Below are 21,118 nucleotides of genomic sequence, written 5' to 3'. Positions count from 1 at the left end.
AAAGTTGTGTTGATGCTGTGGAGTGGTGTTAGATGAGATGGGAGGCTTTGCTGGAAAAAATAACACAGGAGGTGAAAAAGGCACTCATCGGAGGACCTTTAAATATACCTTTGGCTCATTACGGCTTTAATTGAAATTTGGACGGTAATCAAAATTTTGTAGTGCAGTCGCGTCGCGGAATGGACGCACAGCTTTTTTACCGACGGTCATGGTGTTTACAATGTTGTTCGGAAAGATTTGAATGTGGTTGTTAAACAGTTCGACATTGCGGTTAAAGATGCTGATCGCAGCCCCGACATTTTCATTTTGCTCTTCAATTTCATTCATCATTTTTAGATAAATATCATTGGCTTTAAGTTCAGGGTAGTTTTCGACCACAACATTGAGGCTACGCATTAGCTCTTGGTTTAATGCTTCGATACGCTGCAACTGATTGACATCTGTATTGTTCAAGTTCAGGTTGAGAATGTTCTGACGGAGCTCAGTAACTTTTTCCAAGGTGCCTTTTTCAAAGCTGGAGTATTGTTCGACCAGAGGCTCTAAGCCATCTAGAATTTTTATTTTCTGACGCTCATAGGTTGCTACATCCGACCATGCGCGAATGGTTGCATTGTGGTGTCGCACAATATTATTGCGAATGACGATTACGCCAAACACGATCGCAATAATAATCAATAAGAAAATCAATAGCCCCATACAGTCCTCAAACGGCAAAATGTCATTATTTTAAAAATTGCGTTAGATCAGATTCTAAGCGCTCTAGATAAGGTAATTTAAAAGTGCGTAAGTGTCCACGCAATGTCGAAATGTCATTGAATTTTTTTGCTTTGCTGGATATTTCAAACAGGTTTTGTGGGCTGATATAGCACAAGATATTTTTTTCAGGATGAAAAAGTAAATCGCCTTCACGAGAACGGAAAAAATCGGCAGTACGTAGTACAAATGCAGGGGAGAGAAGTTTGGCCATCTGCATCTGGTCAGTACCAAAAAATTTGAGTTTCTGGTTAATCTGAATATCACTGCTATGCCATGGAAAGCTATAAGGATAATAAAACTTTTTATTGTATGCGGTAATCGCGAGTCCTTGCGTGGGTACCTCAAAGACAAAACATCCCCATAAGTCTTTATGCACTTCTTTAACTTTTAACTCATTGCCATCTTTATCACGCACGCGAATTTCATCGACAAAGTGGTATTGAAACAGCAAAACCTGATGTTGTTGTCCTGCTTCATCCTGCCAAGTGGTACTGGCGTAATAAGGGATATCATTGCTGATGGTGCCTTGATTAAAAATTGGAAACAGCTGTTTGAGATGGGCAATAAAAAATGCAGGTTGTAGGGCCACACCAATATGCTGTGGAGGGGTGAACTCGTTGAGTTGGTATTTTTTATGAATAATTTGTTTTTCGAGATAGTCAGTGACCTCTTCAAGCGGATCATCTTGCTCATAACTTAAATAGGCCCAAAGCAGACAGCCTAAGCCGAATAAAAAGCTAAATAAGGTCCAAATATGTTCTCCAATAAAGAACACTGGCACAATAAAAAAAATGCCGACTATTCCAAGTAGAATAGGCAGCACATTTTCAAATTTCAGGGTAATCGGGGCATTCCAAGGGTGCAGTCGGTCAAGAATGTCTTGTGCCGAATCGGCCCCTCGGCCGATGTCCCAAAGTCTGTCGATATTATCAAACACAACTTTATTCTTTTTACGTCGAATATGAATGGAATGTTTGATCGTATCGATAGGCATATGAGGTTCTTATTTGGGTTGAAGTTGGTCGACTAACATAGCATCGCCATAACTAAAGAAGCGATACTGGTTGGCCACCGCATGTTGATAAGCTGCCAAAATATTATCACGATTTGACAACGCTGAAACCAACATCAGCAGGGTCGATTCAGGCAGATGGAAGTTAGTGATAAGACGATCCACCACTTTGAACTCATAACCTGGATAGATAAAAATTTGAGTATCTCCCGTCCATGCTTTAAGTTCACCATCATGTGCCTGCGCTGCACTTTCTACGGCACGGGTGGCGGTTGTTCCAACAGAAATGACTTTGTTGCCACGAGCTTTCGTTTGGCGAATCAGCTCAACCGCGTGCTCTGGAACATCACACCATTCACTGTGCATAATGTGATTGGCAATATCATCGGTACGTACAGGCAGAAAGGTACCAGCACCCACGTGTAAAGTGACAAAGGTTTTCTGAATACCTTTGGCTTCAAGTTGATCCAACAGCTTTTGGTCGAAGTGTAAGCTTGCGGTAGGTGCAGCGACACTGGCTAATTTGGTTGGATCATTAAATACTGTTTGATAACGCTCGGTATCAATGGCTTCAGCTTCACGGTTGAAGTAGGGAGGGATCGGAAGTTGTCCGTATAAATCCAGCACCGTTAAAATTGGCTGGGAAAACTCCACAATAAATAAATTTTCATGACGACCTAGCACCGTGACTTTAACGGCATCTGGGCCAATAAAGAGCTCAGCGCCGGCTTTGGGTGTGTTGCTGGCTTTGATGTGGCAGTGTGCAATAAATGCATCTTGCATGCGTTCAACCAGAACTTCGACAGCTCCGCCGCTGGCACGTTTGCCTTTGAGACGTGCTTTCATCACTTTGGTGTCATTTAAGACCAGTAAATCACCTGCATCGAGCAAATCTAAAATGTCGGTGAATTGAAAGTCATGATGCTGACCTTGAGCATCGAGGTGTAACAGTCGAGAAGCACTACGCGTGTCTAAAGGATAACGGGCAATGAGTTCATCGGGGAGGTCGAAATTAAAATCAGAAAGTTGCATGATGGGAAAGCAGCGTCAAAATAAGGGAGGTCAAAATTGCGCTTAGTATATGCGGTTTTGTTGAAAAACGCTGAAATTGCACAAATATAAAGCTAAAAAAACAAATGTGACTTAAAAATAGCCAATCACTATCAACTTGCGTTGACAAGTTTTTCAAAAAGTTTAATATACGCATCAACACCTTCCCGAGGTGGTGAAATTGGTAGACGCGGCGGACTCAAAATCCGCTGTCAGAGATGACGTGTCGGTTCGAGTCCGACCCTCGGGACCAAGATATTAAAAAACCCAAGCATATTCAGTCTTGGGTTTTTTATTGCCTGAAATTTAAGATTTGAATCAAATCGCCATAAAACATTACAGATGGCTTAAAGTAATTGAATGTTTGGTGCGGGTTTGCTTAATTATGTCCTCATATGATGGACTCACAATTTTGTTTTAATCCTTCTGATAAATAACGAGTTTTCAAAAAGAGAAAGTAGTCACAAGATAAAATTCTGAAATAATTAATTTTTTTGTTAAATGCCACGCTTGTATTGTTGTATTTTTATATTGTTTTAATGTTGAAAATTTGCTAATAAATACAAGTAAATAATAGGTTTGTGCCGAAAATCACAAAAGATGAGGCAGAAATGGGTATTCAATTGCTAGATATCGGGTCTGATACAGAACAGTTAAGTGCTTGTCACTTATCTTTATTGTTGGGCGTGAACAGTAATGACAATAAAATTAAGAGCTTTCTCAAATTTGCGCGAAAAATTTTAGGTGCACATGCCGCAATTCTAACGTTTAGCAATGAACCTTATAGTTGGTATGCGGGCAAACACGCATTCAATGCTTTTCAGTTACCCGCTGCAGCCAATTTTGCTACTCATTTTGAAGGGGAGATTGCGATTGATAGCCTGCATTGCCATTATCATCATCTTTCTCAGCAGGTGACTGCTTTAGGGTTTAAACATCAGCGGATCATCGCATTGGATTTAAAGGTATCGGATAAATCTGTAGGGCAAGTGATTTTCTTTGATGAGCAGTTGGAAGCTTTTACGCAAGATGCTGTAGAAAATGTCTATGAACTGGCCTCTGGGTTTCTTAATCTGCTGCATTTGCGTGTGGAAAATGCGGAGCTCAAAGAGTTGTATGAACAACAAGTGGCTATGAATGTCAGTAAAACCAAATTTTTCCAAATTATTGCACATGACTTAAGGGTGCCTTTTCATGGCTTAATTGGTTTCTCAGAAGTGTTGGCTGAAGAGCGCAAAAGTTTGGATGAGTCTGGTGTGCAAAGCATTGCAGATTATCTGCATGATACAGCACAATCGACTTATAGCTTGTTAGAGAGTTTATTGAATTGGGCGATGGCAGAAGGCGGGCGCTTTGTTTATCACCCTATCCATTACAAGCTTAAGCAGTCCTCTCAAATTGTTTTTGATGTGTTGCATGCGTTGGCTATCAATAAAAATATTCAACTGATTGACCGTGTCCCCGACGATTTAAAAATTTTTGCAGATATCAATATGGTGACCTCGGTGATCCAAAACTTGGTCTCAAATGCGCTGAAATTTACCCATATGCATGGCGAAGGTGTTGTGACGATTGATGCCAAAAAACGTGATGATTTTATCGATATCTACATTCAAGATACGGGTCTAGGTATGACCTTGGGGCAAATCGAATCTTTGTTTGAACCGAAACTAACCGTTAGTTTTAAGGGGACAGCTGGGGAGAAAGGTACGGGTCTAGGTCTGGTGTTGTGTAAGCGTTTTGTTGACTTAAATAAAGGTGAAATTTCAGTCACATCGAAAGAAGGCGTCGGTTCAACTTTTATCGTCAGCCTGCCACGTTCGAACAGCGCACATCAAGCCTTGTCACTCGAGACATCCCAGCAAGAATTTAGTGAATAATCATACTTTTCTTATAAAATAATTCGCCTAATCTCATGATCTGCTGTTATAAATAACCAAAACAATGCGAAAGAGTCGATCATGAATGCTGAGCAATTGCAAAAGACATTGCGCGCAAGTCAATATGCGGAACAAGTCCTATCTATACATCAGGTTTATCTTGAACAAGATTATGCAATTGATCAATTTTCTCAGCCATTGACCACCGAACAAATTTTCGATGTCGTTCAAAACACCTTAAAAGAGATCAGTGATGAAACTACATGGATGCGAACCATCCGAATTTTACGTGCGCGTTTAATGTTTCGCTGGATTTGGCAGGATGCCAATCAACTGATCGATGTGATGACGCTAACGCGGGAGTTATCTGATTTTGCTGATGCAGCCATTTGTGTGGCAAAAGCGTTTGCCTTAGCGCCATTGGTGGCTAAACATGGTCAGCCTGTGGGCTATAACCATAAAATTCAAGATTTAATTGTGGTTGCAATGGGGAAGCTCGGTGCACAAGAGCTGAATCTCTCCAGTGATATCGACTTGATTTTTGCTTTTGATGAGCAAGGTGAAACTGATGGTCGTAAATGCATCGACGTACAACAGTTTTGCATTTTGTGGGGGCAGAAGCTCATTTACTTGTTGGACCATATCACGGCTGATGGTTTTGTGTTCCGTGTGGATATGCGCTTGCGCCCTTGGGGTGATGGTTCTGCATTGGCCATTAGTCATGCGGCACTGGAGAAGTATTTAAGCCAACATGGGCGCGAGTGGGAGCGCTATGCGTGGATTAAAGCTCGGATTGTGGCAGGGGGCAAAGAGGGAGATGAGTTGTTGGACATGACTCGTCCTTTCGTGTTCCGTAAGTATGTCGATTACACCGCTTTTGAAGCCATGCGCGAAATGAAAGCCATGATTGAGCGTGAGGTATTACGCCGTAATATCGAAGATGATATTAAGCTAGGTGCGGGCGGTATTCGTGAAGTCGAATTTATTGTGCAGGTTTTTCAGCTAATTTATGGCGGGGCAAAATTAGAATTACAAGACCGTCAATGTTTAGTGAGCTTGCATCATTTGGGTGAGGTGGGTTTGCTGGATGGTCAGGCGGTCAGTGAGCTGGAAGATGCTTATTTATTTCTGCGCCGTGTAGAGCATGCAATTCAAGCTCTGAATGATCAACAAACCCAGTCTTTACCAACAGAACCAGAACTCAGACAAAGGATGATTGACACCTTGGGTTTTGTAATTTGGGAAGCATTTATTGAGCACTTAAACCAAAAGCGCGCCAAAGTTATTTACCAGTTTGAGCATTTAATTAAAGAAAAAGAGCATGACCCTTTCGTAGAAAGTTTTAGTCAGTTAGAAGCGCGGTTAAATGAGGTGTTGGATGCGAATGCAAAAAACCTCATTCATGAATTTTGGAATGGTCATGCGCTAAAAAAGCTGCCTGCAAAAGCGGTGCAGCGTTTAAAAATGTTTTGGCCGCATTTGATTGAAGCGATTTTACAGTCAGATAAGCCGCAAGCCGCGCTGCTACGCCTTATGCCCTTGGTCGAGTCTGTGATGCGACGTACCGTATATTTGGTCATGTTGATTGAGAGTAAAGGGGCTTTACAGCGCTTGGTGAAAATGGCAACCGTAAGTCCATGGATTTGTGAAGAATTGACCCATTACCCAGTGCTATTGGATGAATTTTTGTCCATGGACTTTGAGCTGCCGCGCCGTCAAGATTTAGAGGATTCGTTGCGTCAACAGTTGCTTCGTATTGAGCTTGATGATGTTGAAGATTTGATGCGTGTGCTGCGGCTATTTAAAAAATCCAATGTTTTGGCGGTTGCGGCTAGTGATGTTTTGGCTGAAAGTCCGTTGATGAAAGTATCCGATGCTTTGACCGATATTGCAGAAGTTTCGGTCAGTACAACTTTAAATTTGGCTTACCAAATGACGGCAAAGAAACATGGTTATCCGCTCGATGTCGAAGGACAGCGCTGTTCGATCGATCATTTGGCATTTGCTGTGGTGGGGTACGGAAAAGTTGGCGGGATTGAGTTGGGGTATGGCTCGGACTTAGATCTGGTCTTTATTCATTATATGGATGAGCAAGCCGATACCGATGGGCTGAAGTCGATCAGTGGGTTCGAGTTTGCAATGCGTGTTGCGCAGAAATTTATGTCATTGATGACCACGCAGACCCTCGATGGTCGGGTTTATGAAATCGATACGCGCTTACGCCCATCGGGTGAAGCAGGGGTATTGGTTACCAGTTTAAAAGCCTTTGAGCAATATCAGTTGAAAAATGCATGGGTCTGGGAGCATCAAGCATTGGTACGTGCTCGTTCGATTGCGGGTGAGCCAAGTTTGCGTGATAAGTTTGAAGCATTGCGCTGTCGGATTTTGACGCAGCCACGTGATGAAGAAAATGTACGCGCAGAAGTGCTGAAGATGCGTCAAAAAATGAAAGACCATTTGGGTTCTTCTAAAGAACAACAAAAAGATGGAATTTTTCATTTAAAACAAGACGCAGGTGGTATCGTCGATATCGAATTTATGGCACAGTATGCTGTGTTGGCATGGAGCGGATCTCATCCAGATCTTGCCCATTATTCCGACAATGTACGAATCCTTGAAGACGCCGCAAAAGCCAGTTGCTTATCCAGTGACGATGCGACTGCATTGATTCAAGCTTATCTCAGTGAACGAGCCGAGAGCCACCGTTTAGCCCTTGCGAATCAATCCATGCAAGTAAATGCTGCGGACTGGCGCGATACCCGAGTGATCGTTTGCAAATTATGGCAAAGATTAATTGATCCAAGCTCAATCGTGAGCATTGGGTAACATGACTGTGTATATAAATTTGGAGTGTGTGTCATGAATTTGGCTGATCGTGATGGTTTTATTTGGCAAGATGGACAATTGGTTGACTGGCGTGAGGCAAAAACTCACGTATTAACACATACTTTGCACTACAGCATGGGTGTGTTTGAAGGTGTCCGTGCCTATGAAACACCGAATGGCACGGCTATTTTCCGTCTAAAAGAACACACTAAGCGTTTATTGAACTCTGCAAAAATTTATCAAATGAAAGTCCCATTTGATCAAGCAACACTAGAGCAAGCTCAAATTGATGTGGTTCGTGAAAATAAATTAGCGTCTTGCTACTTGCGCCCAATTATTTTTATTGGTTCGGAAAAATTAGGTATTGCTGCAACAGACAATACGATTCATGCGGTGGTTGCTGCGTGGAGCTGGGGTGCGTACCTTGGTGACGAAGCAATGGCGAAAGGTATTCGTGTGAAGACCTCATCATTTACTCACCATCATCCAAACGTGACGATGTGTAAAGCAAAAGCGTCAGGTAACTATACCTTGTCGATTTTGGCTCACCAAGAGGTGGCACATTCAGGCTATGACGAAGCAATGTTGCTCGACCCTCAAGGTTATGTATGCCAAGGTTCTGGCGAAAACGTATTCTTGGTGAAAGATGGTGTTTTACATACACCTGACATCGCAGGTGGTGCACTGGATGGCATTACGCGTCAAACCATTATTACCATCGCAAAAGACTTGGGCTATGACGTGGTTGAGCGTCGTATTACACGTGATGAATTCTACATTGCAGATGAAGCATTCTTTACAGGTACAGCTGCTGAAGTGACGCCTATTCGTGAATATGATGACCGTGAAATTGGTTCAGGTACGCGTGGTCCTATTACTGAACAAATTCAAACCACATTCTTTAATGCGGTTAAGGGTGAAGACCCGAAATACGCACACTGGTTAACTTATGTAAAATAAGTAATTAGGTGGAAAAGGGCTCTTCGGAGCCCTTTTTTGTTGGTCTTCAGTTTAGTCATCGATACCGAAAATATCTCGAGTGTAGAGTTTATTTTGGACGTCATTTAGTTCTGATGTTTGACGATTGCTAATAATTAAGTCAGCGACTTGCTTAAATTTTTTGAGATCGCGAATAACTTTACTATTGGCAAATTTTTTTTCTGAAATATTTGGCTCGTAAATAATCACCTTGATGCCTTGCGCCTTAATTCGGCGCATAATTCCTAAAATTGCGGATGAGCGAAAATTATCAGATCCTGATTTCATGATTAAACGGTAAATACCAACTACTTTGGGATTTTTTTGAATAATCGTTTCAGCAATGAAATCCTTGCGGGTTCTATTTGCATCTACAACTGCTTGAATTAAGTTACTTGGGACTTGCTCATAATTTGCTAAAAGTTGTTTAGTGTCTTTGGGGAGGCAATATCCACCATAGCCAAAAGAAGGATTGTTGTAAAACTTTCCAATACGCGGATCAAGACACACGCCATCAATAATTTGACGAGTATCTAAATCAAAAACTTGAGCATAGGTGTCAAGTTCATTGAAATAAGCGACACGCATGGCGAGATAAGTATTGGCAAATAATTTGATAGCCTCTGCTTCAGTGGAGTGAGTAAATAGTACAGGGCAGTCTTTTTTAATGGCACTATTAAGAAAGAGTTGTGCCAATGTTTCAGCACGTTCCGATTGCTCACCTATAATAATTCGAGAAGGGTAAAGATTATCCTGAAGTGCTTTGCCCTCACGTAAGAATTCTGGTGAAAAAATAATATTGTTTGTGTTAAATCGCAGTCGCATTCTTTGTGTAAAGCCGACAGGTACTGTCGATTTAATGATGATGGTGGCAAGTGGGTTAGTGTGCTGGATATCGTGAATGACTTGCTCCACACTTGAAGTGTCAAATTGATTGGTGATGGTGTCGTAATTGGTGGGCGTTGCAATCAGAATAACCTCAGCATTGATGTAACTATCTATTTTATTTGACGTTGCTTTAAAATGAAGGTTTTCATTTTCTAGGAATAATGAGATGTCTTTATCTTGAATTGGGGAGATTTTTTGATTTAACTGATGAATACGATTTTCATCGATATCAAATGCAGTGACACAGTGCTGTTGCGCTAAGATCAAAGCATTAGAGAGTCCAACATAGCCTAAACCGACCACTGTAATTTTCATTCTGTTGATTCTGAATTATTTTATAATACGGTGCAGGAGCAAGATGTCACGTAAATGAACAATACATTTCAGTTTAATTACCGTGTAATTACTTGGGATTTTATGGCTCTAATCTTCAATCAAACCTAGACTATGTTATGATGCAAAATACTATGTAGATCGGTAGTTTCAAGCATGTCTATACATGAAAATGATGACGTTTTAAATACAACAGAGCAACAAAATCAGAATATTGTGCTGTGTATGAAGTGGGGGAGCAAATATGGTTCGGACTACGTTAATCGCTTGTATAACATGGTAAAACGCCACACTACTGTTGACTTTAAAATGGTGTGTTTAACTGACCGTACCGATGGTATTGATCCTGCTGTACAGTGTTTTCCTATTCCTCCATTAGCACTTCCAGAGGGGAGCCCTGAACGTGGCTGGAATAAATTGTCTACGTTTGAGCCAGATCTTTATGGTTTAAAAGGCAATGCGCTCTTTTTAGACTTGGATGTCGTGATTGTTGATAACATCGATAGTTTCTTTACCCATTCTGGGGATTTTCTGATTATTCATGACTGGAAGCGTCCTTGGCGTATTACGGGGAATAGTTCAGTTTACCGTTTTAAGTTGGGTGCTTTTCCAGGATTGATGCCATATTTTCGTGAGCATTTTGATGAAATTCGTCAAAAGTTCCGCAATGAGCAAGCTTATTTGTCTTGGTATGTCGATCAAGAGAAAAAGCTCTCTTACTGGCCTGACAGTTGGTGTAAAAGTTATAAGTATCATTGCTTGCAAAAAATACCTTTGGCGTACTTTAAAGCACCCGTAAAACCCGAAGGTGCAAAAATTATTGTTTTCCATGGGGAAATTAATCCACCTGATGCAGTAAATGGTGGTGGTGGCAAGTGGTATCGTTACGTCTTGCCATCAGATTGGATTAAAGAGGCTTGGCATTAAAAACCCAATGTTGGTTTACTTTTGATTAGAAAATTATGAAAAAACTAGATTTTGTTATTGCTTGGGTTGATGGAAGTGATGAAAATCATCGATTGAAACGTCAACAATTTCAACCTGAAAATGTTGTAAAAGGTGCAGCGGAAGACACTCGATTTGCCCATAATGATGAAATCTATTTTTCGATTGCTTCAATTCTGAAATATGTTCCGTATTGTGGAACGATTTACATTATAACTGATCACCAACAGCCGAGTTTTGTTGGGGAGTTTGAAGCGCAGGGGCTATGTCGCTCTGGTCAAATTCAAGTGGTTGATCATCAAGAAATATTTAGAAATTACCAACAGTATTTACCTACTTTCAATTCACTTACAATTGAAACGATGCTTTGGAATATTCCAAATTTATCGCAATATTTCATTTATTTAAATGACGATTTTTTCTTTAATGCACCATCTAAAATCAGTGATTTCTTGCTCGATGATTATATTAAGATTTATGGGCACTGGTCTAATAATTTATTAGTTAAAACTAAATTTAATATACGTAAAGGGTTGAATAAATATTTTGCTAAACCCTTAGCGCCTAAATATACGGTTGCTCAGATGTTGAGTGCGGAGTTGTGTGGGATGAGCCGCTATTTTGAGATTCATCATCGACCACATGTTTTAGATAAAATATTATTTCAAAAATACTTTGAAGCCCATCCATCTGTTTTAGAAAAGCAAATTTCCTATCGTTTTCGTAGTGCCTTACAGTTTTTACCTGTAGGGCTCAATAATCATTTAAAAATTAAGTACAAACAAGCTGAGCTTTTTAATGATATCGAAATTGCATATTTGAAAAATGAAACATCAATTGAATTATTTTTAAAAAATTTGAATAATTCTAATGTTAAATTTGGTTGTATCCAAAGTTTAGATCAATTTGAAGAGAAACAATTTCAAAAAATATCATCAGCTTTGAATTTGAAATTTAAAGACTATTTACCTAAATCTATTGCTTTTAAGAGTCCATCATGAAAGTTGTTACTTATTTGATTAATTTGGATGGCAGTCAAGAACGACTTGAGCGAGCAACGCAGCAGCTGAATCAAGTCAACTGGCCTTTTGAGCGCTTTTCTGCAGTCGATGGTCGTGGTAAAGATTTAACTGAATTTGCAAACTACGATGATCAAGGGGCGAACGACGTACTCGGTCGCAGATTGATGAATTCAGAATTGGGCTGCTATTTAAGTCATTATGGCTGTGCGGAACAATTTTTAAGTACGGATGCTGATTATTTGGTGGTACTTGAAGATGATATGAAAATCAACCAAGACTTCAAAGACAAACTTGATGGTGTGATTGAGTATCTCGATCAGCATAAAGAGCTGGATTGGTATCTGATTAATATTGCAGCCAAAAAGAAAAAACTGAGCAAAGATATTACGAATATTGATGGCATGAGTTTATGGCACGCTTTTTATTTTCCTATTCGTGGTCTCGGTTTAGTTTGGTCGCGCAAAGGTGCAGAAGCATTTATACAAGCAGGAAAATCAATGACCATGCCTGTTGATATTTTCTTTCAAACCTGGCTCAGTAAAAATGGTAAAGGTTTAGGACTATGGCCTGCATTGGTCAAACCAGCGGGTCTGGACAGTGATATTTTGGGAACTGTAGCCGCACAAGGAATTTCTCGTAAAGAAAGAGAAGGTCGAAGCTTTTCTTATGGGATTAAAAAACAAAAACGAATGTGGCGCGACAAATTTTATGCAGTGAAGCATAAGTATTTGTAATTGTCCTAAGGTGTTTCGATACAAGGCTAAATGATCGACTAAAATGAAAATTTTTAAAAAGTTATTTTATATTTTAAAGTTTTATACACTGCTTAATTTAAAACAACGAAATAAATGTGATGCCATAGATAACTATGCAGATCAGATTGTTTTACAGGCTAAGCTAGAGAATCAAGGCATTCAATTACCTAAAAAGATATGGATCTATTGGGAAGGGAATATGCCAGCTTTGGTTCAGCATTGTATTGATCGTATTGAGAAATTACATCCTGACTATACCGTGAATTTATTAAATCCAAAGAATGTTGCGGATTTTATAAGTTTTGATTTAACTTCACCTATTTTGCAGAAGGCAACATCTCAACAACGTGCAGACTTAATTCGGTTCGACCTAATTTATCATTATGGTGGAATTTGGTTGGATGCGAGTATTATTATTTATAAAAAATTAGATTGGATTGAAAAGCTCATCCAGCAAACACAAACGCAAAGTTTTGCCTATTATCGGAAAAAAAATACCATATTAGCTGATTATCCAGTAATCGAAAACTGGTTGCTGGCTAGCGTAGCACACAATCCATTTTATCAATTATGGTTTAAGGAACTCTTTAGCGCTATTGAAATCGGGCCAAAACAATATATTCAATATATTCAATCTAACTATGATAATTCTCAAGATTATTTCCAGCATATAGGTCGCTTAGAATACCTCGTGGCTTATGTTGCATGTCAGAAAGTGATGCGTGATATATCGCCGAGTATGGTTTTAATCAATTGTGATGAGAATGCATTTTTCTATCAAGTGAAGAATAAATGGGTCAAGGAAAAGACCCTAATTGATCTGGCTATTTGTGAGGCTCCAGATGAGTATCCGAATCTCATAAAACTTGCAGGGAAAGAGCGTAAAATACTGGATAGGCATTTTGCGCGAGGGCAATATTTCAAGCACTCACTTTTGGATTTTTAGTCAGCACTCGAAAAAATAGCCTTGAATCGGGTGTATTTTATTGGAATTTAAATAAGTCCTTTGCATTTACTTTTGGAAATGCTTCCACAGCACTATGTTCGGAAAGGTTATATACGGTAATTCCTTGAGCCTTAAAGAACTGTGCTGCTAAGTCGAAAGCTGGTAATGTGAAATCTAATGATCTGTCTAAAAGCGTTGGTTGTTTATTTTCAGCACTCTCATAGAAACGGGGCTGGGAAAAATTATTCATGTCTAACCCAGCTAAGTAAATCTCTTGATAGCGGAGTGAGTGAATAATCTGTAGTGCAACATAGGCCACAGTAAAATAATCAAAGATCGCGGTATATATTTGAGTTGAAAAACCCAATTCATTGTGGGTAAAGAAATAATTTTTTTGCATGTCGACCGCTTTTTTAGGCTGTAAGATTGGTTCAATTTCACCGCGAGTAATAGGTTCTACGACTCTAATGTTACATTGGATATCCTGAAATAAAACTTTTCTTAAAATCTGGTCTAAACAACGTGGTGTAGTGTAAAACGTACAATTGCTATTGAGGACTTTCAACACCAAATCAAAACGGCTCTCAACGAAATTATGGTCAATAATGACATAATGCTTAAACGCAACATTAGGCATCGAAATTGCGCCATTTAATCCAATATAATCTATGTCGGAGCGGGTAAAAGCTTCGGGAGGGATCCGTTGTACTGATGGCCCAGTTGCAATCATCATGCATAGCTTGTTTTTTGTACAAACGGCTTGCGTATTATCGACGACTAACTTCTGTTTGAAAAAAAGTTTTTGTAAGCCATTTTCAGTATCACGTTCAACCTGATAATACGGCCAAAAACGGCGATTATGTTTGTATTGATTTGAATGACTCAGTTTGTAAACGACTTTATAAATGCTTCTAAAACACAAGTTTGAAAAAAATAATTGTAAGGTCTGTAGCTTTTTAGGAATCATAAATAAGTCATTAAGGTTGAACGTTTTAAAAAATTGGCTAAGTTGTGACTAAAGCAGTCACTTTAAGCTTTAGTCATCTAGTCTAAATTTGTTGCTATTGAGTTTAGACTTTAATTTATTGAGCTTTTGAGTGAACCAAGATTCTTTCTGCCCTGGACGTGTAATTTTATTGCCGTGATAGTTGGCTTGAGTTGCTTTGGTAAAAGCACCAAAAGGTTCAATCATATATTGTTCTGGTTTGTATCCAGCAGTTAGTGCTTCGTCATAATATTGATCAAAAAGTGCTATTAGATCTGCCCTAGGGTGAGGCATGATTTCACCATCAAACCAGTGCTTTTGGCCTGTTGCTTCAAGACGAGTTAATGAATACTTATGACTGAACTGCGTGCCCATATCTGAGTAATGTAGAATTTTGATTTGTTCAATCGACATTCCTTCGCCATCAATATTATTGTAAGAATCTTGATAAGGTTGTACGAGATTTGGTTTTTCTTTTAGAAGGCGCATTAAATTCTTATGTGCATCTGGATTGGATTGAATGTCTTTCAATGCTGGAAGATATTGTTTGGCTTTTTCACAATCCCATACACAAGTACATAGACGCGCTGAGCTTTTGCCGCCCTTAGCGATAACAATGGCATCGTCTTGCATTGGATGAGACCAAAGTTCTGCAATATCACAAAGTACAATGACGTCGGCATCCATGTAAATTGCGCGGCCTTCGAAGTTACACGATTCAGGAATGGCCCAACGGAAACCAGAAAAAGGAGTAGCCCATTTTTCAGTACGCCATCCCTCACCAGTCTCCTGATTGGTATACCAAGGGCTGTTTGTGTCATGACTCAGTTGCATCCAAGTAATATTCACAGGATGCGAAGTGTGCTTACGAAGACTATATTCAAGAACCATCATTTGTTCTAAGTCACAATTATTGGGATCACAACCTACAAATACTTGAATTACTTCATTATTCATCTTGATAACACTTTTCATAAATTATAAAAATTAATGCAATTAAAAGAGAATCGTTATCTTCGATAAACTGCATACCCATGTTTAAATTACTATTGTAATTATAGTACTTTAACTTTTCTAGTGTATTGAAGATCCTTATTTTTTTCACTATTAAAATCATACACTTAGGAGTGTTGGTTGTGAGATGAGATAAGACGCGTTTGAAAGTAAGATAGGGTAATTGGTAGTTCAAGATTGTATGAATCTTGGGCGAAATGCTGTACACTAATTAATTACGCTCATATGAATCCTTTTTAGTTGTACAATCGTTCAGTCACAATTATGCAAAACTTTGTTATTAGTCTGGCTTCCGAGAATGAACATATTACATCGGAATTTAGTAAGTAAGGAATAGTATTCAGTTTTTTTAATGCAATTACTCCTGATTTAATTGATCGGGTAGCAAAAGATTTATTTTTAGATATCGGGAGCTTAGACTTAAAGCTTAGTGAAATTGGTTGTTTATTAAGCTATGTTGTACTGTGGTAAAAAGCAGTGATGACAATCTAGACTTCATTGGTATATTTGAAGATGATATTCATTTAGGACAACAGGCGGCAACTATTTCTAGCTAGAACCGAGTGTCGGTTCCAAAAGATAGTCATATCATAAAAGTAGAAGCATTTTATCCCAAAGTAAGTGCTTCTATTTATTCAAAGCGTATCCTGTCATCTACTCGAAAATTGGTTGCTTTGAAATCAAAGAATATGGGGACAGGGGGCTATATTTTGTCAAATCAGGGTGCTCGTGCATTATTGGCTTTTATTAAAGAATATAATAAGTTAATTCCAATCGATCATATTATGTTTAAAGACTATCTAGTGAGTGGTGAACATAAGGTTTATCAAATGTTACCAGCGCTTTCTGTCCAAGATTTTATCTTAATGAGAGGCAAAACCAGTCTACCTAGTTATTTAGCACAAGAGCGTAAATTAAGAAAAGTAAATATTTCTAAAGTTGAGGAAAGGTTAACGCTTAAAGGTAAGTTTACAAAAGAGTTTAGGCGGTTTTTAGCTCAACTGATACGCTTTAGGAAGGTGGAATATATTGTTAAAATTAAATTCAGATAGTATTGCTGGCTATCTGAATTTATGTAATTTGGTTATTTTGAACTTCCTATTCGTTGACGAAGCCCCAATGACTATTTAAGATTATTCTTTATTATTTATATATATAGGGCTTTCATGCTAACAATTTTTGGATTTCATACGGATGATAGTCTTTATACGAAACATGCCAAAATTTTAGAATGTTCTGCAATAAAATTTGGAATAAAATTTCATTTTGAAAGCCTACCTCAAGATGAATGGCAGAGAATTATTGCATTAAAGCCTTCTTTTATTGCTGAATTTCATAGAAAATTAAAAGAGCCAGTTCTTTATATTGATGTTGATGCAATTATTCTGGAGGATATTAAACCGTATTTTAATTCTATTACTGAAGATATTGCAATTCATTTTATTAATGGTAATCGATTATTAAGTGGGACAATGTTCATCAATAATACGCCTAATGCATACCTTCTTATGGATGAGTGGGAGAAAAGGATGTTGGCTGAACCTGATGTGTGGGATCAAATTATTCTTCAGAAGTTGATACTTGAGTGGGTAGAAGAAAAGAAAATTACATTGAAAAATCTTCCTCCTGAGTATACTTTCATTTTTGATACCTCTCGAAAAGCATATGGAGACTCTGTAAAGCCTGCTATTGAGCACTTACAGGCCAGTCGTGATAAGCGTTGGGTTCAAAAATATCAGCGTAGGAATGCTTTTTACCGCTGGTTTATGCGTTCAACAAATTTAGCTAAAAGTACACGGAAAATTTTGACTCGACATGCTGTTGTTAATGCTCGTACGAAACAATTGGGGATCAATATACAGTTAGAACTTCAGGATTTAATATAGATATTTATTATTTATATAATTTTTTATTTTTGTGTTCATTTTTATGAATCTTTCCCATAAAAGTGAAGAGAATGTAAGTGACAAAACTTTATGTGCTAGCCATACATAAAGTTTGATTTAGGAAAAACCTACTTTTATCGAATGATTTGCATAATGTTGAACAAGGACTGAACCACATGAAATGCAGTATTCTTGAGTGAGGTTATGATTTTGCTATTATCTGCATAAAGATGCTAGGTGTGTTTCGATATAGATTGCCTTACATCTTTTATAGAAGGTACTTGTTTCTTAGTGATCGCAATAATATTCTTGAATCACATCTCTCCTCTTTGCTGAGAAAATTCAGCATTCTGTAATTGAATAAGTTGCTATAAATGAACTTTAGATACGATATAAATGGACTTCGTGCAATTGCAGTTCTTGCAGTTGTACTTTTCCACTTCAAGCCACAATGGTTACCTGGTGGATTTGCTGGAGTTGATGTTTTTTTTGTCATTTCAGGCTTTTTAATGACCTCCATTATTTTTAATGGTGTAGAGAAAGACTCTTTTAACTTATTCAAATTCTACAATGCTCGCGCTAATCGTATTATTCCAGTACTTGCCGCAGTATCCACAGTATTAATTGTTTTTGGTTGGTTCTACTTACTACCTACAGATTACAGTGATCTGGGCAAACAGATTGAAAAAAGCGCTTTATTCATCTCAAACCTTTTATTTGCGGAAGGTGGTGGGTATTTCGATACAGCAGAACATACTAAATGGTTGCTACATACTTGGTCACTTTCTGTAGAATGGCAATTCTATATTTTTTTCCCAATTATCATTATTACACTGAAGAAATATTTAAATTTCACTAATCTTAAGCGTGCTGTAATTAGTTTATTTATAGCAAGTTTTATCTTTAGTATGTATGCAACATACAAAGACAGTAAAACAGCTTACTTTTTACTAACCAGCCGTGCTTGGGAGATGTTATTTGGTGGATTAGCATTCCTCTACCCTTGGTCATTAAAGAATAAATTACAACAAATCAGCACACAGTGCTTCGGACTAATCTTAATAGGCACTTCGTATTTTTTGATTTCAAAAGATACACCGTGGCCAGGCTATATGGCATTGATTCCAGTATTGGGAGCCTATCTTATTATTGTAAGCAATTACCAGAACAATTTATTGATTAGCAATCCTATTTTTAGTTACATTGGGAAATGGTCATATTCAATATATGTCTGGCATTGGCCATTGGCTGTCTTTGGATTCTACTTTGTGCTTCCTGATTGGTGGATGTATGGAATACCACTTTCAATTTTACTCGGGTGTTTAAGTTATCAACTTATTGAAAAAATCAATTTCCCTAGATATTCTTCATGGAGAGAAATTTATAAAATTACGCCTTTATATATTTTTCTAATTATTTTAGCTTGTGGATATATTATTAAAGAAACTGATGGGATGAAATTCCATTATTCAGATAAAGTACTAAGTATACTTTCTGAGGTTGAAGATATGAATCCATATGATTGTAATGAAAATATTCAAACCTCAAATATTTGCAAAATTGGAAATGATAAAAAAATAAAGGCCATTGTGATCGGTGATAGCCATGCGACAGCGCTCAGCACCTCTGTATCAGCCAGTTTAAACCTTAATCACGAAGGTATATTGTTCATAACAAATGATGCATGCCCACTTTTACTTGATGCTCAATTTCGCAGTCATCAAAATAAATGTGCTGAGATTAATCAAAAACGCTTTAATTTCATCAACTCAAAAAAGTTTGAAAATGTTCCTATCATTCTAATTGCAAGATTTCCCTTATATATTGATGGAGAGACAGATCCATCTAGACGTAGGGTGGAAGATGAAAAACCTGCAATTTACTTTAATAATGATCTAGAGATGCCTAGATTAAAAGTTTTTGAGATTTTTTCATTGAAATTAGAAGAGACGTTCTGCCAAATAACAAAAACAAACCCGCTATATATTGTGCAACCTATCCCAGAAATGCCGAATCATGTCCCCAAAATGTTAGCTAGAAACCAGCTTCTTGGAACTAAATTTGTAACTTCTGTCCCATATATAGGTTATATGCAGAGATCTAGAAAATTTAGAGATGCCATTAACTTCAGTGCTCAACGATGCAATGCAAAGGTTCTAGATCCTGCCAAAATCTTATGTAAAAATGGAGAGTGCATCAGTCAATTTAATGGAAGACCCATATATCGAGATGGTGATCATTTAAGTGAGTATGGTAATAAACTGTTAACGCCAATTTTTAAAGAAATTTTGAATAAATAAATTTTGTAAATTCCCTTTAAAAAGTAAGTATTTATTTACTTTTTAAAGGGCCCTAATTAGGTTTATCCGCATTTCCTTTCAAGACCATATAAATTAAGCCGACAAAAATGACAAAAGCACCCGCAAGGCTACTTACACAGAAAAAGACAATGCGGTCATAGGTTGTTAAATTAAATAATTGATTGTCTAAAATATAGCGCATGAAAAACCACTGTACGATTGCAAACACAATTAGCACAATACCACGACGACGGACTTCAGGGCGCATAGCCATTTGGTTGCTCACAACTTATCTAAAACAGTGAGCTATTATGCCATTGCTGAGAATTGATCTCAAATGAATAAAAGTATTCTATTCAGGCCGTTAGGAAATAGCATACATTATTGCTTTCAAACTGCTTGAGATCACGTGTTTGTTTGTGGAGACTACATTGGTGGCTGTATCTGATAAGCATTGATATTGCCATAACAATTTCTAAAACGTCTATAGGACCAAATATATTGTTCAGGTGCTTGGTTAATCATGTCTTGCATGGCAAGATTTAAACTGTCTACAGATAGCTGTAGATCTGTCGATAAAATATCTTGAGATAACTCAGTACAGTACACATCAAAACCCGCTGCGTCAGCATTACGAATACAACTTAATCCAATCACATTGCATTGTGTTTTAGCCGCCATTTTAGAGACCAGTGTTGTGGACAAAGTATTCTGCTGGAAAAAATATGAATAAATACCGCCACTCGGTTTTGGCAGATGATCCGGTAAAATCACCGTCAGCCCACCTTGTTTCAAGTGTTTGAAGATACTGCGGATACCTGTTTCATCGGTGGGAACCAGAGTTGCATTAAACTTTTGGCGCGCATCTAAAATGTAGCGATTTAACCCTGTATTTTTATTGGGTTTATACATAATCATCGGTTGTGTATAGACGTTTAACCATGCATTTAATAATTCCCAACAGCCAAAATGAGGAATGACCACAATCACGCCTTTTTGATTGGCTAAAGCTTCTGTTAGAACGGATTCCCCATGAATATTTTTTAATAAATCTAGGTTGTATTGTGGTGGCATTCCCCAACATTTTAAAAATTCAATATAGGTCTGACATTGGCTTTGAATGCTGAGATGAACGCGTTTCTGGAGTGTTATTGGGTCGAGTTCAGGGTAGGCCAACTGCAGATTAATGGTGGTGATACGCTTGATTGAAGAGTCACTATAATAAAGCAGGTGCGCAATTCCGCGTGCGATATATTGTAAAAAGGACAATGGAAAAAGTGAGATGATTTTAAGTAGATAATAAATAGCCATATTTTGACTCAGAAATCTTTTTAAAAGATGAGATGAGAGAAAATTTTGCAAAGAGACTTAAAAATCTAAGATAGATAAAATCAAAAAAAGATGAGCGTCTTAAGAACAAAATAAATGAATAAATCAATAGAGTGATTCAGTGCAAGAACGGCTGCAATAAAATATAGACTATCGTGACCCACTGTAAGTGTGATAGATCAAAAGTTCAAAGGAAATTTTGGAAAATTTGAA

At 38.0% G+C, this 21,118-nt stretch carries 18 protein-coding genes and 1 tRNA gene; 11 read left to right on the top strand and 8 right to left on the bottom strand.

The features are described 5' to 3' along the window. Positions 1-126: 126 nt before the first annotated feature. From AC4CVD_RS14270 to queA, 3 genes are read right to left on the bottom strand one after another with little or no spacing between them, the layout of a single operon-like run. A complete protein-coding gene (locus AC4CVD_RS14270) occupies positions 127-696 on the bottom strand; it encodes a LemA family protein (RefSeq protein WP_490753354.1) in 570 nt (189 codons plus the stop codon). 25 nt (positions 697-721) lie between these two features. Beyond that, positions 722-1,750 carry a hypothetical protein gene (locus AC4CVD_RS14265; protein WP_490753353.1) on the bottom strand — a complete coding sequence of 343 codons (1,029 nt, stop codon included), beginning with the start codon at positions 1,748-1,750 and terminating at the stop codon, positions 722-724. Positions 1,751-1,759: 9 nt separating this feature from the next. After that, positions 1,760-2,800 carry a tRNA preQ1(34) S-adenosylmethionine ribosyltransferase-isomerase QueA gene (gene queA, locus AC4CVD_RS14260; RefSeq protein ID WP_234951141.1) on the bottom strand — a complete coding sequence of 347 codons (1,041 nt, stop codon included), beginning with the start codon at positions 2,798-2,800 and terminating at the stop codon, positions 1,760-1,762. Between the two features lie 184 nt (positions 2,801-2,984). Between queA and AC4CVD_RS14255 the strand changes: the two genes are divergently transcribed. The 4 genes from AC4CVD_RS14255 (at position 2,985) to AC4CVD_RS14240 (ending at position 8,484) form a co-directional block, all read left to right on the top strand. Further along, positions 2,985-3,071, top strand: a tRNA-Leu gene (locus AC4CVD_RS14255). Between the two features lie 358 nt (positions 3,072-3,429). Beyond that, entirely contained in the window at positions 3,430-4,698 is a 1,269-nt protein-coding gene (locus tag AC4CVD_RS14250; protein ID WP_490753530.1) for a sensor histidine kinase, read from the top strand. 81 nt (positions 4,699-4,779) lie between these two features. Then, entirely contained in the window at positions 4,780-7,524 is a 2,745-nt protein-coding gene (gene glnE, locus AC4CVD_RS14245; RefSeq protein ID WP_490753352.1) for a bifunctional [glutamate--ammonia ligase]-adenylyl-L-tyrosine phosphorylase/[glutamate--ammonia-ligase] adenylyltransferase, read from the top strand. A 33-nt stretch (positions 7,525-7,557) separates the two neighbouring features. Beyond that, a complete protein-coding gene (locus tag AC4CVD_RS14240) occupies positions 7,558-8,484 on the top strand; it encodes a branched-chain amino acid transaminase (RefSeq protein ID WP_078425681.1) in 927 nt (308 codons plus the stop codon). Between the two features lie 51 nt (positions 8,485-8,535). Here the strand turns inward: AC4CVD_RS14240 and AC4CVD_RS14235 are convergent, their stop codons facing one another. Next, on the bottom strand, positions 8,536-9,705 hold the full coding sequence (locus AC4CVD_RS14235; RefSeq protein WP_078425682.1) for a nucleotide sugar dehydrogenase: 1,170 nt from the start codon (positions 9,703-9,705) through the stop codon (positions 8,536-8,538). Positions 9,706-9,879: 174 nt separating this feature from the next. Here AC4CVD_RS14235 and AC4CVD_RS14230 point away from each other — a divergent pair, with 174 nt between their 5' ends. From AC4CVD_RS14230 to AC4CVD_RS14215, 4 genes are read left to right on the top strand one after another with little or no spacing between them, the layout of a single operon-like run. Further along, positions 9,880-10,650 carry a glycosyltransferase gene (locus AC4CVD_RS14230; protein ID WP_490753351.1) on the top strand — a complete coding sequence of 257 codons (771 nt, stop codon included), beginning with the start codon at positions 9,880-9,882 and terminating at the stop codon, positions 10,648-10,650. Between the two features lie 35 nt (positions 10,651-10,685). Then, the gene (locus AC4CVD_RS14225) at positions 10,686-11,669 is read left to right on the top strand and encodes a Stealth CR1 domain-containing protein (protein ID WP_058870288.1); all 984 of its coding nucleotides are present in this window, start codon (positions 10,686-10,688) and stop codon (positions 11,667-11,669) included. Then, entirely contained in the window at positions 11,666-12,424 is a 759-nt protein-coding gene (locus tag AC4CVD_RS14220) for a glycosyltransferase family 25 protein (RefSeq protein WP_490753350.1), read from the top strand. The genes AC4CVD_RS14225 and AC4CVD_RS14220 overlap by 4 nt, the downstream gene beginning before the upstream one ends. 43 nt (positions 12,425-12,467) lie before the next feature. Then, a complete protein-coding gene (locus tag AC4CVD_RS14215) occupies positions 12,468-13,391 on the top strand; it encodes a glycosyltransferase family 32 protein (RefSeq protein ID WP_490753349.1) in 924 nt (307 codons plus the stop codon). A gap of 37 nt (positions 13,392-13,428) precedes the next feature. On the opposite strand, the gene AC4CVD_RS14210 is transcribed toward AC4CVD_RS14215, so the two are convergent. After that, positions 13,429-14,358 carry a lipopolysaccharide biosynthesis protein gene (locus AC4CVD_RS14210; protein WP_490753348.1) on the bottom strand — a complete coding sequence of 310 codons (930 nt, stop codon included), beginning with the start codon at positions 14,356-14,358 and terminating at the stop codon, positions 13,429-13,431. Between the two features lie 69 nt (positions 14,359-14,427). Continuing rightward, positions 14,428-15,333: a glycosyl transferase gene (locus tag AC4CVD_RS14205; protein WP_490753347.1), complete on the bottom strand. Its 906-nt coding sequence runs from the start codon at positions 15,331-15,333 to the stop codon at positions 14,428-14,430. Positions 15,334-15,953: 620 nt separating this feature from the next. Between AC4CVD_RS14205 and AC4CVD_RS14200 the strand changes: the two genes are divergently transcribed. From AC4CVD_RS14200 to AC4CVD_RS14190, 3 genes are all read left to right on the top strand, one after another. Next, positions 15,954-16,442 carry a glycosyltransferase family 25 protein gene (locus AC4CVD_RS14200; protein ID WP_227509232.1) on the top strand — a complete coding sequence of 163 codons (489 nt, stop codon included), beginning with the start codon at positions 15,954-15,956 and terminating at the stop codon, positions 16,440-16,442. Between the two features lie 114 nt (positions 16,443-16,556). Continuing rightward, entirely contained in the window at positions 16,557-17,276 is a 720-nt protein-coding gene (locus AC4CVD_RS14195; RefSeq protein WP_058870285.1) for a putative nucleotide-diphospho-sugar transferase, read from the top strand. 374 nt (positions 17,277-17,650) lie between these two features. After that, positions 17,651-19,576, top strand: coding sequence for an acyltransferase family protein (locus AC4CVD_RS14190; RefSeq protein WP_058870284.1), 1,926 nt, complete (start codon positions 17,651-17,653; stop codon positions 19,574-19,576). Between the two features lie 52 nt (positions 19,577-19,628). Here the strand turns inward: AC4CVD_RS14190 and AC4CVD_RS14185 are convergent, their stop codons facing one another. Together AC4CVD_RS14185 and AC4CVD_RS14180 are read right to left on the bottom strand one after the other, a co-directional pair. After that, the gene (locus AC4CVD_RS14185) at positions 19,629-19,850 is read right to left on the bottom strand and encodes a hypothetical protein (protein WP_010327507.1); all 222 of its coding nucleotides are present in this window, start codon (positions 19,848-19,850) and stop codon (positions 19,629-19,631) included. 152 nt (positions 19,851-20,002) lie between these two features. Further along, the gene (locus AC4CVD_RS14180) at positions 20,003-20,887 is read right to left on the bottom strand and encodes a lysophospholipid acyltransferase family protein (protein WP_490753346.1); all 885 of its coding nucleotides are present in this window, start codon (positions 20,885-20,887) and stop codon (positions 20,003-20,005) included. Positions 20,888-21,118 lie beyond the last annotated feature (231 nt).

The organism is Acinetobacter sp. LipI_23, assembly GCF_058243045.1.
Note: the sequence above shows the minus strand (reverse complement) of the source record. Positions and strands in the feature narration are given on the sequence as shown.

Excerpts from the sequence above, each read along its gene's own strand:
- AC4CVD_RS14270 (WP_490753354.1), bottom strand. The coding sequence starts at position 696 with ATGGGGCTATTGATTTTCTTATTGATTATTATTGCGATCGTGTTTGGC.
- AC4CVD_RS14265 (WP_490753353.1), bottom strand. The coding sequence starts at position 1,750 with ATGCCTATCGATACGATCAAACATTCCATTCATATTCGACGTAAAAAG.
- queA (WP_234951141.1), bottom strand. The coding sequence starts at position 2,800 with ATGCAACTTTCTGATTTTAATTTCGACCTCCCCGATGAACTCATTGCC.
- AC4CVD_RS14250 (WP_490753530.1), top strand. The coding sequence starts at position 3,430 with ATGGGTATTCAATTGCTAGATATCGGGTCTGATACAGAACAGTTAAGT.
- glnE (WP_490753352.1), top strand. The coding sequence starts at position 4,780 with ATGAATGCTGAGCAATTGCAAAAGACATTGCGCGCAAGTCAATATGCG.
- AC4CVD_RS14240 (WP_078425681.1), top strand. The coding sequence starts at position 7,558 with ATGAATTTGGCTGATCGTGATGGTTTTATTTGGCAAGATGGACAATTG.
- AC4CVD_RS14235 (WP_078425682.1), bottom strand. The coding sequence starts at position 9,705 with ATGAAAATTACAGTGGTCGGTTTAGGCTATGTTGGACTCTCTAATGCT.
- AC4CVD_RS14230 (WP_490753351.1), top strand. The coding sequence starts at position 9,880 with ATGTCTATACATGAAAATGATGACGTTTTAAATACAACAGAGCAACAA.
- AC4CVD_RS14225 (WP_058870288.1), top strand. The coding sequence starts at position 10,686 with ATGAAAAAACTAGATTTTGTTATTGCTTGGGTTGATGGAAGTGATGAA.
- AC4CVD_RS14220 (WP_490753350.1), top strand. The coding sequence starts at position 11,666 with ATGAAAGTTGTTACTTATTTGATTAATTTGGATGGCAGTCAAGAACGA.
- AC4CVD_RS14215 (WP_490753349.1), top strand. The coding sequence starts at position 12,468 with ATGAAAATTTTTAAAAAGTTATTTTATATTTTAAAGTTTTATACACTG.
- AC4CVD_RS14210 (WP_490753348.1), bottom strand. The coding sequence starts at position 14,358 with ATGATTCCTAAAAAGCTACAGACCTTACAATTATTTTTTTCAAACTTG.
- AC4CVD_RS14205 (WP_490753347.1), bottom strand. The coding sequence starts at position 15,333 with ATGAATAATGAAGTAATTCAAGTATTTGTAGGTTGTGATCCCAATAAT.
- AC4CVD_RS14195 (WP_058870285.1), top strand. The coding sequence starts at position 16,557 with ATGCTAACAATTTTTGGATTTCATACGGATGATAGTCTTTATACGAAA.
- AC4CVD_RS14190 (WP_058870284.1), top strand. The coding sequence starts at position 17,651 with ATGAACTTTAGATACGATATAAATGGACTTCGTGCAATTGCAGTTCTT.
- AC4CVD_RS14185 (WP_010327507.1), bottom strand. The coding sequence starts at position 19,850 with ATGGCTATGCGCCCTGAAGTCCGTCGTCGTGGTATTGTGCTAATTGTG.
- AC4CVD_RS14180 (WP_490753346.1), bottom strand. The coding sequence starts at position 20,887 with ATGGCTATTTATTATCTACTTAAAATCATCTCACTTTTTCCATTGTCC.